The 13,995-nt window shown below is 64.7% G+C and carries 13 protein-coding genes; 4 read left to right on the top strand and 9 right to left on the bottom strand.

The window, feature by feature from the left end; all coding sequences use genetic code 11:
* Positions 1 to 123 precede the first annotated feature (123 nt).
* Positions 124 to 564: a D-aminoacyl-tRNA deacylase gene (dtd, locus tag BUA26_RS07710; protein WP_072759271.1), complete on the bottom strand. Its 441-nt coding sequence runs from the start codon at positions 562 to 564 to the stop codon at positions 124 to 126.
* Between the two features lie 114 nt (positions 565 to 678).
* Between dtd and BUA26_RS07705 the strand changes: the two genes are divergently transcribed.
* The gene (locus BUA26_RS07705; RefSeq protein WP_072759269.1) at positions 679 to 1,563 is read left to right on the top strand and encodes an LpxL/LpxP family acyltransferase; all 885 of its coding nucleotides are present in this window, start codon (positions 679 to 681) and stop codon (positions 1,561 to 1,563) included.
* 12 nt (positions 1,564 to 1,575) lie between these two features.
* Here BUA26_RS07705 and BUA26_RS07700 read toward each other — a convergent pair whose 3' ends face one another.
* The 4 genes from BUA26_RS07700 to BUA26_RS07685 form a co-directional block, all read right to left on the bottom strand.
* Complete coding sequence (locus BUA26_RS07700) at positions 1,576 to 1,902, bottom strand: tetratricopeptide repeat protein (RefSeq protein WP_072759267.1); 327 nt, start codon at positions 1,900 to 1,902, stop codon at positions 1,576 to 1,578.
* The gene (locus BUA26_RS07695) at positions 1,899 to 3,626 is read right to left on the bottom strand and encodes an ArnT family glycosyltransferase (protein WP_072759265.1); all 1,728 of its coding nucleotides are present in this window, start codon (positions 3,624 to 3,626) and stop codon (positions 1,899 to 1,901) included. Before BUA26_RS07695 ends, BUA26_RS07700 begins: the two co-directional genes overlap by 4 nt.
* A gap of 84 nt (positions 3,627 to 3,710) precedes the next feature.
* Positions 3,711 to 4,751, bottom strand: coding sequence for a CDP-glycerol glycerophosphotransferase family protein (locus tag BUA26_RS07690; RefSeq protein WP_072759263.1), 1,041 nt, complete (start codon positions 4,749 to 4,751; stop codon positions 3,711 to 3,713).
* A 1-nt stretch (position 4,752) separates the two neighbouring features.
* A complete protein-coding gene (locus BUA26_RS07685; RefSeq protein ID WP_072759261.1) occupies positions 4,753 to 5,568 on the bottom strand; it encodes a glycosyltransferase family 2 protein in 816 nt (271 codons plus the stop codon).
* 193 nt (positions 5,569 to 5,761) lie between these two features.
* Between BUA26_RS07685 and BUA26_RS07680 the strand changes: the two genes are divergently transcribed.
* The 3 genes from BUA26_RS07680 to BUA26_RS07670 are packed head-to-tail and all read left to right on the top strand — an operon-like array spanning position 5,762 to position 8,500.
* Positions 5,762 to 6,712: a UDP-glucuronic acid decarboxylase family protein gene (locus tag BUA26_RS07680; protein ID WP_072759260.1), complete on the top strand. Its 951-nt coding sequence runs from the start codon at positions 5,762 to 5,764 to the stop codon at positions 6,710 to 6,712.
* On the top strand, positions 6,709 to 7,647 hold the full coding sequence (locus BUA26_RS07675; protein ID WP_072759258.1) for a glycosyltransferase family 2 protein: 939 nt from the start codon (positions 6,709 to 6,711) through the stop codon (positions 7,645 to 7,647). The genes BUA26_RS07680 and BUA26_RS07675 overlap by 4 nt, the downstream gene beginning before the upstream one ends.
* A gap of 13 nt (positions 7,648 to 7,660) precedes the next feature.
* Positions 7,661 to 8,500, top strand: coding sequence for a glycosyltransferase family 2 protein (locus BUA26_RS07670; protein ID WP_072759256.1), 840 nt, complete (start codon positions 7,661 to 7,663; stop codon positions 8,498 to 8,500).
* Here BUA26_RS07670 and BUA26_RS07665 read toward each other — a convergent pair.
* From BUA26_RS07665 to rsmB, 4 genes are all read right to left on the bottom strand, one after another.
* On the bottom strand, positions 8,394 to 9,464 hold the full coding sequence (locus tag BUA26_RS07665) for a glycosyltransferase family 2 protein (protein ID WP_072759255.1): 1,071 nt from the start codon (positions 9,462 to 9,464) through the stop codon (positions 8,394 to 8,396). The genes BUA26_RS07670 and BUA26_RS07665 overlap by 107 nt on opposite strands.
* Complete coding sequence (locus BUA26_RS07660) at positions 9,461 to 10,732, bottom strand: O-antigen ligase family protein (RefSeq protein WP_072759254.1); 1,272 nt, start codon at positions 10,730 to 10,732, stop codon at positions 9,461 to 9,463. Before BUA26_RS07660 ends, BUA26_RS07665 begins: the two co-directional genes overlap by 4 nt.
* Positions 10,733 to 10,860: 128 nt before the next feature.
* Entirely contained in the window at positions 10,861 to 12,582 is a 1,722-nt protein-coding gene (locus BUA26_RS07655; RefSeq protein ID WP_072759253.1) for an ArnT family glycosyltransferase, read from the bottom strand.
* A 100-nt stretch (positions 12,583 to 12,682) separates the two neighbouring features.
* Positions 12,683 to 13,984, bottom strand: coding sequence for a 16S rRNA (cytosine(967)-C(5))-methyltransferase RsmB (gene rsmB, locus BUA26_RS07650; RefSeq protein ID WP_072759252.1), 1,302 nt, complete (start codon positions 13,982 to 13,984; stop codon positions 12,683 to 12,685).
* Positions 13,985 to 13,995: the final 11 nt, after the last annotated feature.

Below are 13,995 nucleotides of genomic sequence, written 5' to 3'. Positions count from 1 at the left end.
CTGCTTTTTTGACCAGTTTTCAAGTGAGAAAAAATTTAAGCGAGGCACGCAAAAATCGCGCCAGATCGCGACCTTGCAGTGTTTTTGCTGACTGCAGGCTGCATCCGCTCCATCTGTGCCTGCTCAACCGGTATCGAGCCAGAAAGTCACCGGGCCATCGTTCACCAGCTGGATCACCATATGGGCACCGAAGCGTCCGGTTTCCACCCCCGGGTGTGAGACGCGTGCGAGTTCCAGCAAGCGGTCGAACCAGCGTCGGCCGTGCTCCGGTGTCGCCGCGCTGGTGAAGCTGGGGCGCATGCCGGAGCGGGTGTCGGCGGCCAAGGTGAACTGGCTGACCAGCAGCAGGCCGCCGCCGGTATCGGTCAGCGAGCGATTCATCTTGCCGTGGTCGTCGGCGAACACGCGATAGCCGAGCAGGCGCTCGAGCATGCGCCTGGTCTGCGTCTCGCCATCGTCCGGCTGCACCGCGACCAACGCCAGCAGGCCGGGGCCGATAGCGCCGACGGTTTCGTCGCTGACACTGACGCTGGCGGACAGTACGCGTTGAATCAGGGCAATCATGGCGGCAAGGCGGAGGCGAGGCGGCTAGCTTAATCGTGCTACCGGCGGCGGCGAAAGATGGCTGGCCGGCGAGGCGATCTCGGTGCGCGCGGCCGGCTCCCGTAAACTGCAGGGATGCGAATCGACATGTATGTGCTCTATCTCCTGCTGCGCCTGCTGGCGCTGCTGCCGCTGCGTGTGCTGCACGGTATCGGCAGCGGGCTGGGCAGGCTGCTGCTGTGGCGGCGCGGCCGCATGGTGCGCAACACGGCGGCGAACCTGCGCATCGCGCGACCGCAGCTGGACGGGGCAGGGCAGGAGGCGCTGTTGCGCGAGGTAATGATCGAGAGCGGCAGGTCGGTCAGCGAGATCGTCAAGGTGTGGGGCGCGGGCGCCGAACGCGCGCTGGAACTGGTGCGTGAGGTGCGCGGTGCGGCGTTGCTGGATGCTGCGTTGGACGCAGGCAAGGGCGTGATCATCGCGGCGCCGCACCTGGGCTGCTGGGAACTGCTGAATTACTGGCTGTGCCGCAGGACACCGATGGCGATCCTGTACCGGCCGCCACGGATCGCCGCGATCGAGGGCTTGCTGCGCAAGGTGCGCGGCGCCTTGGCGCCGGAGCAGGTGCGTGCCGATGGCGCCGGTGTGCGCATCTTGTACAAGCGACTGGCCGCCGGTGGCACGGTTGGCATCCTGCCGGACCAGAAGCCGCGTGCGGGCGAAGGGCAGTTCGCGCCATTCTTCGGCCGCGAAGCGCTGACCATGGTGCTGCTGCCCCGGCTGGCCGCCCGCACCGGGGCGACCGTGCTGTTCGCGTTTGCCGAGCGCCTGCCCCGAGGGACCGGGTATCGCATTCATTTGCTGCCGGCCCCGCCCGGGTTGGCGGACGCCGATCTCGGTATCGCCTGCCGTGCGCTCAACCAAGGCGTGCAGAACTGCGTCGAGCTGGCTTTCGCGCAGTACCAATGGCAGTACAAGCGCTACTCGGCCGACGGCCTGATCAGCCCGTACGATCGCTAGGGACGCATTCCGCTACGGCGAGGTCTTTTCCAGCCGGCGCAGGAATACGCCCATTTCCTTTTCCGCCTGTTTGTCGCCGCGTTGGGCGGCAGCAGCGATGCCGCTGCGCCAGGCTTCGGCGGCGGCCTGCGTCTGACCGGCGTCGAGGCAGGCTTTGCCCAGCAGTTTCCAGGCCGCCGAGTAGGTTGGATCGAAGGCGACGGCGCGGCGCAGTTCGTCGATCGCCATGTCGGCTTCGCCTTCGGCGAGCAGCGCATTGCCCAGCGAGAAACGCAGCAGCGCGCCATCGCGTGGACCGTCGCATTGCTTGCGCAGGTTGGCGATCAGGCCGGCATTCACGGTTGCGGGCGATAGCGCCGGTCACCGATCGGGTAGACCTGGGTGGGCTGGGCCGGCTCCGGCGGGGTGTGGCCGGCGGACAGGTCGGCCAGCGAGACGGCCTGCCAGACCACCAGCCACGACGAGCGGAACGGCTGCACCAGCAGCGCGTAGCGCAAAGCATCGGCGTCGAGCTTTTCCGGATGCGTCACGATCACGCCATCCGGGTGGGCCCGGGCAAAATCCTGCACGGCCTGATCGCCGAACAGCTCCGCGATGGGTCGCGTCAAGCGGCCCTCGAAGTGGAACTGGCCTTCGTAGTTGCCCAGATAAGCGATGGGATGGTTCGCCCGCTCGGCGGCACCGAGCATGTGGGCGGCGGGACGCAAGTCCCAGCGCGTCCACAGGGTCAGGGTGAACAAGGTATTGAGGGCGAGCACGCCGATGAGTCCGGCTACCGCCAGGCGACGCAGTTCACCACGGCCACGCAATAGCAGCAGGCCACCGGTCAGCAGGAAAACCACGCTGAAGTAGCGGCTGTACGGCGCAGCCGCAACGGGCCATTCGCCATGCAGATGGTTCCCGGCCACCAGCAGCGGCAGCGCGAACAGCAGGATGGCAAACACGATGCCGCCCACGCCCAGCGGCCAGGTGCCGAGCCAGCCGTTGCTGGCCAGCGCCGGCCGGCGCTCGCGCAGCACGGCGATCGCGCCAGCCATCAGCAGCGCGATGCCGCCGAGTTCCGGCAGCGGGTAATACAGCTGCTTGCCGCTGATCAGCGAAAACACGATGAAGCCGGGTATCAGCCAGGACAGCGCAAAACGCAGGCCCGGCTCCAGCGGCCGCCGCAAGCCGGCGACGGCCACCCAGATGCGCGGCCAGCCACTGAAGGGAAACAGCAGCAACGGCAGCCACAGCAGGTAGAACCAGACCGGTTCGGCATGGTTCTGCAAATCCTTGCCTGCGGAGAATTTATCGACCACGCGGCCCGCAGTCTGGGTGAAGAACAACCGCTGGCGGTATGTCTCGCCACCGGAGAACCCGGCCGGTATCGCCCACGCCAGCAGCATCGCGCCACCGAGCAGCAGCGCCAGCGCGCCACGGCCGTACCAGCGGGCGCGATGCTGGCGCGCCCAGTCGTTCCACAGCGGACCGAGCAGCCACGGGAAGACCACGTGCAGCAGCATCACCGGGCCCTTGGTCAGCAGCCCCAGTCCGACGCATAAGCCGAACAGCAGCCAGCGCGGTTCGGTGCGATGCACCTTCGGGGTCAGGCACAGCAAGGCCGCCAGCGTCCATGTCGCCAGCAGCACGTCGTACATGATCTGCAGGCCGAACAGGAACGCATAGGCGAACGCCAGCAGCATCCACGGCGTCGCCTTGGCCATCCACGGGCGGCTCGGAAACAGCCGCCGCGCCAGCAGCGAAATCAACACCAGCTGCGCGCCGCCGATCAGTACCTCGAGTACGCGCGGCCAGATGTCGTTGACGCCGAACACGAACCAGCCGGCCTGGATCAGCCAGAACAGCAACGGTGCTTTTTCGCTGTACGGCTGGCCGTTGATGTGCGGCACCAGCCAGTGACCCTGGTTCCACATCTCCCAGGCCACCGCCAGCGTGCGCGTCGAATAAAGCGGCATCGGCCCGTGCGAAAAGATCGCCAGCAGCGCCACCAGTGCCCACAATGGCAACCAGGGCCACACGGCGCGAAGTTGTTCGGTACGGCTATAGGGGCTCAGCGACACGGGCGGGCTCTTGGCGGGCAGATGAATGATTCTAGCCTGCGCGCGGTGTTCACAAGGCGACTGGAGGTTCGGTTGGCAACGCGCTCAGGCCGGGCCCCAGTAGCCGATACGCCGGCGGATTTTCAGCTTGCGCCACAGGTTCAGCGGCTTGCGGCGCGGATTGCGGGCCCCGGCGGCGATGAACGCATCGATCGCATCGAGCACGCGCTCGCTGGAACGGCCATCGCGGTACGGATGGATCGCGTCCGCGTAAGCCCGGATCGCCTGCAGCAGCTCCGGCGGGCGGGCCAGCGCGCGTTCGATCGCCGGTTCGAACTGCGCCGGCTCGTCGATATCGATCAGCTGGGGACCCGGCCGGCGGTTCTTGAACGTCACCACCGGCTTGCCGGTGAGCAGGAATTCGTTGAGCGCCGAGGAGGTGTCCGAGCACATCAGGTCGACCTGCGGGAACAGTTCGAGGATGTTGTCGTTCTCGGCGAACGTGAGGTGCTCGTTCTGCAGCGCCTTGAACTTCGCGGTGGTCTCCGGATTCATCTTCGGATGGAAGGTGACGATCCAGCGCCAGCGGCCATCGCGCGAAAGGCGCTTCACTTCCTCGTACAGCGTTTCGGCCGCGCTCCATGATGGCGAGAAGGTGGAGTGGTACAGGATCACCGGTGGCTGGTGCACCGGTGGCAGCGGGCCAGTGATCTCCTTCATGAAGGGATCGAGCTTGGGAAAGCCGGTCTCGGTCACCGTGAAGTGGCCGACGCGGTCCGCGATTTCCTTGAATTTGGCGGTGTCGCGCGGCCCGGTCGTGCAGTACAGATCAAAGAAACCCCGGACGTAGATATGCCGTGGCTTGCCGGCATCGAAGCCGTGGAACGTTTCGACCTTCACGCCGGGGAAGAAGTGCGGCACCGCGTTGCTGGAGGTGATCACCGCGATCGGTTGCCACGCCCGCACCTCGGCCACGCTCAGCAGGCGCTCGCCTTCGACCATGTCTTCGGCGCCTGGGCCGTCGAAGAACCATGCCGCCTCGCCGCCGCGGGCGCGGATCGCCTCCTGCAGCGGACGCAGGATCGCCAGCGCGTAACGCTCGGAGCCGTACAGCAGGTAGTGCTTGTTTGGAGCTGGCTGGGACATGTCAGCGGTCTATCTGGTGACGGGTCAGGACGGCGGCGGCGCGTGCCACCGATTCCGGATTGTTGACCATCTCGTAATAGCGCATGCGCTTGTACAGCGCGTAGCTGGCGGCGGTTTGCGCGATCATGAAGCCGCGCCATCCATCCATGAAGGCCAGCCGGAACACGTAGTCCTTGAGGAAGGCCAGCGCGAATACGAACGGTGCCTGCCACATCCGCACCGGCTTGCCCTTGTCCAGCCAGTCTCGGCATTTCAGCTCGGCGTAGCGTAAGACCTTCAGCTGCTTGTGCGGCATGGTCGGGTTGTTGTTGTGGTTGAACGCTGCGCGCAGCGTTGGCGCGGCGCCGTCGAAGCGCAGCGATTCATGCACCCGCGCGTCGCTCCAGCGCGCCCTCTGACGGTGGTACAACCGCGCCATCCGCTCGCCTACCGCGGGACGGTACCAGCGCATCGGAGCGCCCATGTAGATCGAGCGGCGGCGCAGGTACGCCGACGGTGCATTGCCGGCCATCAGCTCGGGCAGGCGTTGCTCGAGTTCCGCGGCGAGTTCCGGGCTGAGGTATTCATCCGCATCCAGCACCAGGATCCAGTCATGGCTGCACTGGGTGGTGGCGAAATTGCGCTGGGGGCCGAAGCCGAGCCAGTCCTGCTGCACCACGCGTGCGCCATGCGCCTGTGCGATCGCCACAGTGTCATCATCGCTGCCGCTGTCCACTACCAGCTTTTCGGCCGCAAACGGTACGCTGTCCAGGCAACGCGCGATGTTGTCGGCTTCGTTGTGGGTGATGATAGCGAGGGTCAGCGGAAACGTGGGCATGCGAGGATTCTAGCCGAAGCCCGCGCTTCGCCTCGCCACCACGGCTCGACGGCTCATGGCCGGGAACGATCCTCGCGTTCAGCAGGACGAGTCGCATCTTTGCCCGCCAATTCATGACAATATTCACTTGTGGCGATGCATGGCGGCTCAACCAACGTCGCACATTCCCTGCAAACGCACCGAATGGCAGCTCATGAAACGAACCCTTGTTACCGGCGGCGCCGGCTTTCTCGGCTCGCACCTGTGTGACCGTCTGATTCACGATGGGCACGACGTGCTGTGCGTGGACAATTTCTTTACCGGCAGCAAGCGCAATGTGGCGCATCTGCTTACCCACCCGTATTTCGAACTGATGCGGCATGACGTCACCTTCCCGTTGTATGTGGAAGTGGAGCGCATCTTCAATCTGGCCTGCCCGGCCTCGCCGGTGCATTACCAGCACGATCCGGTGCAGACCACCAAGACCAGCGTGCATGGCGCGATCAACATGCTGGGGCTGGCAAAACGCGTCAAGGCGCGCATCCTGCAGGCTTCCACCAGCGAGGTTTACGGCGATCCGGAAGTGCATCCGCAGGTCGAGGGCTATTGGGGCAAGGTCAATCCGATCGGCATCCGCAGCTGTTACGACGAAGGCAAGCGCTGCGCCGAGACGCTGTTCTTCGATTACTACCGCCAGCACGCGCTGGATATCAAGGTAGTGCGCATCTTCAACACCTACGGCCCGCGCATGCATCCGAACGACGGCCGGGTGGTGAGCAATTTCATCGTGCAGGCGCTCAAGGGTGAGGACATCACCATCTACGGCGACGGCAGCCAGACCCGCAGCTTCTGCTATGTCGATGACCTGATCGAGGCCATGGTGCGGATGATGGATTCCGAACGCGACTTCACCGGCCCGGTGAACATCGGCAACCCGGTCGAGCACACCATGCTGGAACTGGCCGAGAAAGTGATCGCACTAGTCGGCGGTCGCTCGAAGCTGATTTACAAGCCGTTGCCCGCGGATGATCCGCGGCAACGCCAGCCGGACATCGGACTGGCTGGAAGCAAACTGGGCTGGCAACCCAAGGTGGCGCTCGAAGATGGCCTCAAGGAGACGATCGGCTACTTCCGCCAGCTCCTGCAAGAAGGTGCGGCGGCATGACCAGCTTCGCGGTCGTCATCACCAGCTACAACTATCGCGGCTTCGTAGCTGCGGCAATCGACGGTGCGCTGGCGCAGACACGTCCGGCTGCGCAGATCATCGTGGTGGACGATGGCTCGACCGATGGTTCACCCGACTATCTGCGCGAGCGCTACGGGAGCGACTCGCGGATAACCTTGCTGTGCGGCGAGAACGGCGGGCAGCTGGTCGCGTTCCAGCGCGGCGTGGCCGAGGCGCGGGCCGACGTGATCTGCTTCCTCGATGCCGATGACCGCTGGGAGCCGGACTATCTGGCACGCGTCGGCGAGATTTACGACAGCCGTCGCGACATCGATTTCGTGTTTTCCGACATGCAGCTGTTCGGCGACGAGGAGCGCTGGATGGGTTACGCCGACCGATCGCTGGATCTCGGCTACACCGTGATCAGCACCTACATGCTGATGCACTGGTATGGCGCTCCGACCTCGGCGCTGTCGCTGCGTGCGCCGTGGGCGCGACGCACCCTGGATCTGCCGGAAGACATCAGCTGCAATTGGCGGTTGTCTGCCGACAACTGCCTCGTCTATGGAGCGAGCGTGCTGGGCGCGCGCAAATACTATCTGCGTACCGGTGCCGTGCATTACCGCATCCATGGCAACAACGGCTGGTGGGGCAAGCAGACGCCCAGCAACGAGTATCTGAACCGCTTCCGTTCGCGTTGCATGATCGAGATCTATGCCAAGCGCATCGGCCTGGATGCGCAATGCGTGGAGAGCGCCAAGCACGAGTTGCGCACCAAGCCGGATCCCAGCTGGCGCGAGGCCAAACGCTACGCCGCGCTGGCCCGCCTGCGGCATGGTTCGTGGCTGCGCAATCTGGAACGTGCGGCGTCCATTCTGTGGCCGGTGTTCAAACGTCGTCATCAGGCGCCGAAAGAACTGCGGGACATGGACTGAGCGGGGCATCGCGATGCGCATCAGCGTTGCCGTAATCACCTATAACTGGCCCGATGCACTGGAATTGGTGCTGACGGCGCTGGCTGCCCAGAGCGAATTGCCGCACGAAGTGATCGTCACCGACGATGGTTCGCAGCCGGCCACGCGCGAGCTGCTGGAACGCTTGGCCCGCGACTATCCGGTGCGCCTGATACACCTGTGGCAACCGGACGATGGCGCCCGCATGAGCCGCGCGCGCAACCGCGCCATTGCGGCCGCACAGGGCGATTACATCATCCTGCTCGATGGCGACATGGTAGCCGAGCGGCATTTCATTGCCGACCATCGCACATTCGCGCGTCGTGGCTGTTTCGTGCAGGGCTCGCGCGTGCTGACCGATGCCGAGCTGACCCGCCGCATGCTGGAACAGCACATGACCATGCCTGGCTTCTTCAGCCGTGGCGTCGATCGCCGCCGTCATACGCTGCATCTGCCCGTGCTGGCGCGCTGTTATGCCAGGCCAAGCACCAAGCGGCGTGGCATCAAGAGTTGCAACATGGGGTTCTGGCGTGACGATTTGGTGCGCGTCAACGGCTTCAACGAAGCGATGACCGGCTGGGGCCGCGAAGACACCGAACTGGCCGTGCGCGCGTTCCATGCTGGCTTGCTACGACGCGACGTGCGCTTCAGTGCTCTGGCAACCCATCTCTATCATCGGACCCGCAAACACATCGTCGACAATCCGAACGATCGCGTGGTGCTCGACACTATCGTTCGACGACTGACTCGTTGCGAGCTTGGACTTGATCAGCATTTCGCCGAATTTTCGACAGCACCGTCGGACCTTCGCCTGGTTCCAGGTAGCCGCGACTGAGTGAAACACGGGTTGCCGGCGATGCAGGTTCCGCGTCACGGCGGCTCACCGGGCGCAGCGCCGGTGCTTGAGCACGGATGGCTCGCGATGGCCACGGGAATTGCGCAAGCGCCGATGTAGCGGCGGAAGCACCCCACGCCACCCATTTGATGAAATGCCTGCGCTGCAGCAGCAGCCCATAGACCAGGACGAGAGGCACGGCTGCCAGCATCAGCTTGAGGAGGTAACGCCAGCCTGCACCATCGCCCTGGTATTCGCGGATGGCCAGATGACGCGAGCGTGCGTAATGAAACGACTTCACGAAGCTGACCCGGACGGAAGGCGCCGAAGACGCGCCGCCGACATGCCATGCGTTCGCCGCCGGCTCGAACAGACATTCAAAGCCCGCACGCTGCATGCGCAAGCAAAGGTCGTCGTCTTCGTAGAACAGGAAGAAGCGTTCGTCGAAGCCGCCGATATGGCGGAACGCTTCCGTGCGCAGCAGCAGGCAACAGCCATTCAGCCATTGGGCGCTGCAGGTGGCGTCCGCTACGCGATACGGTGCGCGTGGGCAGAGATCGTAGAAGGCGCGGCGAAAGCATTTCTGGGGCTTCTGATTTTCGCGCCAGCTTTGCGGCGCCACCATGCCTGCGGAGGGATAGCGCCGCAGCGTATCCATCAAGGTGAGCAGGCCGTCAGGCTTTATGTCGCAATCCGGATTGAGCAACAGGGCAAGCGGGGTTCGGACCTCCACCATGGCCTCGTTGTTGGCCTTGCCAAAGCCGCCATTGTCGCCGCGTTCGATGATTCTGGCGTGGGGCAGAAGCCTGCGAACCGCCGACGCGGTACCGTCATCGCTGCCGTTGTCGATGATCAGGACATGAGGGAAGGGACGCAACGTATCCGCGAGCGACTCGATGAGCGCCCGGCTCTTGTAGGTAACGCAGATGATCGTCACCTGCTCGATGGAGTTGCTGTCTATCACTCGGGCCTTGTCCTCACCCGCAGAGGTGATGTGGGTTGCTTGGCGAGTGGCATGCAGGCCAGCAACAGGATGAACAGATGGCGGTGTGAGAAGTCCGCCCACAGGCCATTGGCGAGTCCGGCTGTCAGATAGATCAGCAGGATGCAGCTGTAGATGTCTCGTGGAACCGGATCGAGACGTCGTATGTAGCGTGCCAGCGCGACCAGTAACAACAGATAAACCAGCAGGCCGACGGCACCTTGCTCGGCGAGGATCAACAACATCTCCTGATGTGGATGACCCATCAAGAAAGCATCGAAATCCGGACTGCCTTCAATGGATTGGCGATACAGCGGCGCCCATTGGTGCAGTCCATGACCAAACACCGGCGCCGTCGCGATGATGGGGAGGGTGCGTCGCCACAATTCAAGGCGGATACCGGTAGAGGTGGGTTCCCGCTGACCGGCATAAAGTTGCACTTCGTGCTCGATCGATACCACAAGTCGCTCCCGAACAGGTGGCGTAAACCATACGACGGCCGGAATGGCGACCATCAGAGAGCAGGCTGCCACGGTGTGACGCCAACCCACACGACCCCTGGCGAAGATGCGCCAGCTCCAGTAAGCCAGCAGCGGAACAAGTGTCAGATAAGTCGTGCGGCTTTCGAGCACCAACACGATATTGATCAACGTCAGCAACGCTACGCCGAAAAAGAATGCCTTCTGGCGCGTGGATGGCGTGTCAATGGCGACCGCCAGCGCCATGGAGCCAAAGACAAGCAGTGCCAATCCCTGCTGGGTGTATTCCTTGAATACGGTATTGCGCATGGCCGGCTCTGAAAGGCTCACCGCACGCTGAGGAATCAGGCCCAGATCCATGCCGCAGGAAATCAGCAGTACCGCGCCCATCGCCAGCGCAAAGGCGACCAATGCACGCTGCCGCCATGCCGACGTCTGCAGCAGCGAACCCAGGACCAGGGGATACCAACATACCCAGGTGTATGAGCCTGTCAGCGGCAGCTCCGAGGTGTCGTACCAGGTGTGTAAGGCGCTCAGTGTCAGCACCAGCCACCACAGCAAGGCGCCCAGCACGACGGGATGGCGCGCGGCTGTCAGCCAGCGTTGGCGAGCCTCGGTGCCCAGCAGCGAGAAAGCGAGGCTGAGGATCAGGGCGACATTGGTTGCCGGCTTGTTGAGCGGAACCACAAAAAGGCTGGCTACAGCGCACCATTGCCCTGCGACCAGCGCGGCGCTGCGAATGCGGAGGAGAGGTGTGGCTGCAATGCTCATTGGGGCGGAAGTGTCACGTGCATTCCATGTACGGTGACTGACATGCGGGCCCATGCCGGGCCCAGCCTGGACGCCACAAAGCGGCCCGAGTCTACACCTTATATGCCGCCGCTGAGGTGATACGGAACTCAGTTATCCGCATCATCAGCCGCACTTTCGGCCAGGCGCGGAGTACAGCCGGCAATGACAGCATCGGCCTTGAACAGCCACCATTCGCGGCGGTTGGCATGGCCGACATGGATGGCGCGATGGCGATCCACGCATTGCCCCATCGCATCGTCGAGGCTGAAGATCCAGCGTTGTGCCGGTGCCTGCTGCTGCCAGGCGATGGCCTCGGCGTACTGCTGCGGCCAGGGTTTGAGGAAGCCGAATTCGGTGACCGGCCCCTGCGCCATAAGCAGATTCTGTTCCTTCCATGCGAGCAGGCCGATGATCGCATCCGGTCCGGCGATCGCGCGTGCCCGGACCATCACGTCGCGCGCCGAACGGTCGCCGTTGAGCATCGGATAACCCCAAAGACCGTACAAACCCCACAGCATGCTGGCGAACAGCAGCCAGCCCAGCGGTGCACGGCGCACCCGCGTGAACGCGATGATGACAAGGCCCGCCGTGCCCACGCTCAGCAGCATCCACCAGATCTGCGGATCCAGGCTTTGTTCGATCTTGCCGGCCCAAGCCGGATGCCGATGGATGGCCAGCGTCGCCGCAACAGACAGCGCGCCGGACAGCAGCAAGGTCAGCGCAAACACGGCGATACGCACGCCACGCCGGCGCAGCAGGCCGGGCAGCAACGGCGCCAGCGCCAATGCCGTCATCGGCAGCGCCGGCAGGATGTAGACATCGCGCTTGCCCGGACTGAACGAGAAGAACAGCAGCAGCAGCACAATCCAGCCCAGCGGCAACAGGAGGCGTGCATCGCACCGCTTCAGCCGTCGCCACCATGCCGGCAGCGCCCACGGCAGCAGCAGCGACAACGGCAACCAGTCGACCACGATGATGCCGAGGAAATAGATCGGCGAATGGATATGACCGGTCGGCGTCGCATAGCGGTGCACCGTCTGCCCGAACAAGATGTTCTGCACGTAGGCGGCATGTTGCGGGTCGCCGTCGGCGTGCGCGACCAGCAGCATCGGCAACAGCCAGCCCAGGATCGGCAGCAGGAAAAGCGCCAGCCCGCCGGCCCAGCGCCAGCCGCCGCTCGGCAAGGCCAGATGATGCCAGTGGCCACGGCGCGCGATCAGGTAGGGAATCAGCATCAACAACGCCAGCACGCCGACGCCCTTGGTCGCCACGCCGACCCCGGCAAAAAAGCAGCCCGCAGCAAACCAACGCCACGCCGGCCCCAGCAGCAGATGACGCAGCAGGCCATAGTTGGCCAGGGTGATCCATCCCAGCAGCAACGGGTCGATCTGTGCGTTGCGCATCTGGTAAGTGAAGTGGATGGTGAGCAGCAGCGTGGCCGCCGCCAGCAGCGCGCTGCGATGGTTCCAGAGCCGTCGCGCCAGGTCGTAGACCAGCGCCAGTGCCGTCAGCGCCGCCGCCAGCGAAGGCAACAGGAACGCCACCCTCCACTGGCCGGTAACCAGGTAGGCCAATGCCTGCAACCACATGAACACTGGCGGCTTGTCCGGGTACAACTCCTGGCCACGGTGCGGAAACAGCCACTGGCCATGCTCGACCATCAGCCGCGCGACCAGGGCGAAGCGCGGCTCGTCGGAGGGCCACGGATCGCGCAGGCCGATGCCAAGGCCAAGCATCAGCAGCGCGAACACGCCGAACAGCAGCAACTCCCGGCGGGCGTCGCGCAACCATAGCGGGCGCGCATGGGACAGGGGCGTACAAGGCTTCACGGGCGGGATGTTCCGTCAGCGGCGATGGATGATGACAAGCATAGCCGGGCAAGCTGTTGTGGGGAGGCGGCGGGGTCGTTCGACGGTCTCCGCGTGGGGCTCAGGTTTGCTTCTGCAGCACCGCGTAATACATCCCGTCGAGGTCACCGTCACCGGGCAGGATCTGCCAGCCCACCGACGCGGCGTGCCCGACGGGCAGTGTGAATGCCATCGATCGTGCATTGGGCTGGGCGGCCAGCAGTTCGCCGACGATGGCCTCGTTTTCCGTACGCAGCACCGAGCAGGTGATGTAGACCAGGCGCCCGCCCGGCGCCAGCAGGGGCCACAGCGCGGACAGAATGCGGCGTTGCTGCGCGTGCATGGCGGCAACATCGCTTTCGCGTCGATGCAACCGCACGTCCGGCCGGCGGCGCAATACGCCGGTGGCGGAACACGGTGCGTCGATCAGGATGCGGTCGAACGGCTGACCTTTCCACCAACTCTTCGGTGCGCCGGCGTCCCCGATCACCAGCTTGGCATTCAGCCGCAACCGCATCAGGTTCTGCCGGATGCGCTCGGCGCGCGGGGCATCCACTTCGAGCGCGGTCAGATCGATGTCGGAGCGTTCGAGCAGATGGCAGGCCTTGCCGCCAGGTGCAGCGCAGGCATCGAGCACACGCAGGCCATCCTTGAGCTCGGCCAGATCGGCGGCTACTTGCGCTGCGCCATCCTGCACCGCGAACAAGCCGTCTTCGAAACCGGGCATGCGGGTAATGTCGGTACTGTGGGGAAGCAGCAAGGCATCGCGCAGCCATGGGTGGGCCGTCGCCGCGTAGCCGGCGGCCTGCAACTGCCCGATCAGTGCCTCGCGCTCGCTGCGCTGGCGATTGACGCGAAGCATCAGCGGCGGCTCCCGGTTATCGGCCGCCATGACCGCGTCGGCCTGTTCCGGCCAGTCGTTTTGCAGCGCCGTGGCCAGCCACGCCGGATGTGCGTGGCGGGTCTGCGGCTTCGCATCGAGTCGGGCGATCAGGGTTTCGCGTTCGCGCTGCCAGCGGCGCAACACGGCGTTGACCAGCCCGGCCAGTTGCGGCCGCTGCAACGCGCGCACCGCCTCGACCGTGGCGGCGACGGCGGCGTAATCCTGCAGTTCGAGGATTTCCAGTTGCACCAGTCCCAGCACCAGTAGCGCATGGATCGCCGGATCCTTGTGGCGCAGGGATTTTTCCAGCAGGCCGTCGATGGCGGCGTCGAAGCGCAGCCACCACCGTGCGCCTTCGCTGAGCAAGGCCATCAGCAAGGCGCGGTCGCGTGGATCGGCCAGCCGCGGTGCGTAACGCTCCATCACGTCGCGCAGCGAGGCGCCACGCAAGGCGATTTCGGCCAGCCCCTTGGCCGCCAATGCGCGGGTGTCGGCTTTCATGGCGCCCGCTT

Origin of the sequence: Rhodanobacter sp. OK091, assembly GCF_900142825.1 — a bacterium.
Taxonomy (GTDB): domain Bacteria; phylum Pseudomonadota; class Gammaproteobacteria; order Xanthomonadales; family Rhodanobacteraceae; genus Rhodanobacter.
The sequence above is the reverse complement of the archived record's forward strand: the minus strand, read 5'-3'. Positions and strand labels throughout refer to the sequence as shown.

Excerpts from the sequence above, each read along its gene's own strand:
- BUA26_RS07670 (WP_072759256.1), top strand. The coding sequence starts at position 7,661 with ATGCGCATCAGCGTTGCCGTAATCACCTATAACTGGCCCGATGCACTG.
- BUA26_RS07680 (WP_072759260.1), top strand. The coding sequence starts at position 5,762 with ATGAAACGAACCCTTGTTACCGGCGGCGCCGGCTTTCTCGGCTCGCAC.
- BUA26_RS07660 (WP_072759254.1), bottom strand. The coding sequence starts at position 10,732 with ATGAGCATTGCAGCCACACCTCTCCTCCGCATTCGCAGCGCCGCGCTG.
- rsmB (WP_072759252.1), bottom strand. The coding sequence starts at position 13,984 with ATGAAAGCCGACACCCGCGCATTGGCGGCCAAGGGGCTGGCCGAAATC.
- BUA26_RS07685 (WP_072759261.1), bottom strand. The coding sequence starts at position 5,568 with ATGCCCACGTTTCCGCTGACCCTCGCTATCATCACCCACAACGAAGCC.
- BUA26_RS07705 (WP_072759269.1), top strand. The coding sequence starts at position 679 with ATGCGAATCGACATGTATGTGCTCTATCTCCTGCTGCGCCTGCTGGCG.
- BUA26_RS07675 (WP_072759258.1), top strand. The coding sequence starts at position 6,709 with ATGACCAGCTTCGCGGTCGTCATCACCAGCTACAACTATCGCGGCTTC.
- dtd (WP_072759271.1), bottom strand. The coding sequence starts at position 564 with ATGATTGCCCTGATTCAACGCGTACTGTCCGCCAGCGTCAGTGTCAGC.
- BUA26_RS07690 (WP_072759263.1), bottom strand. The coding sequence starts at position 4,751 with ATGTCCCAGCCAGCTCCAAACAAGCACTACCTGCTGTACGGCTCCGAG.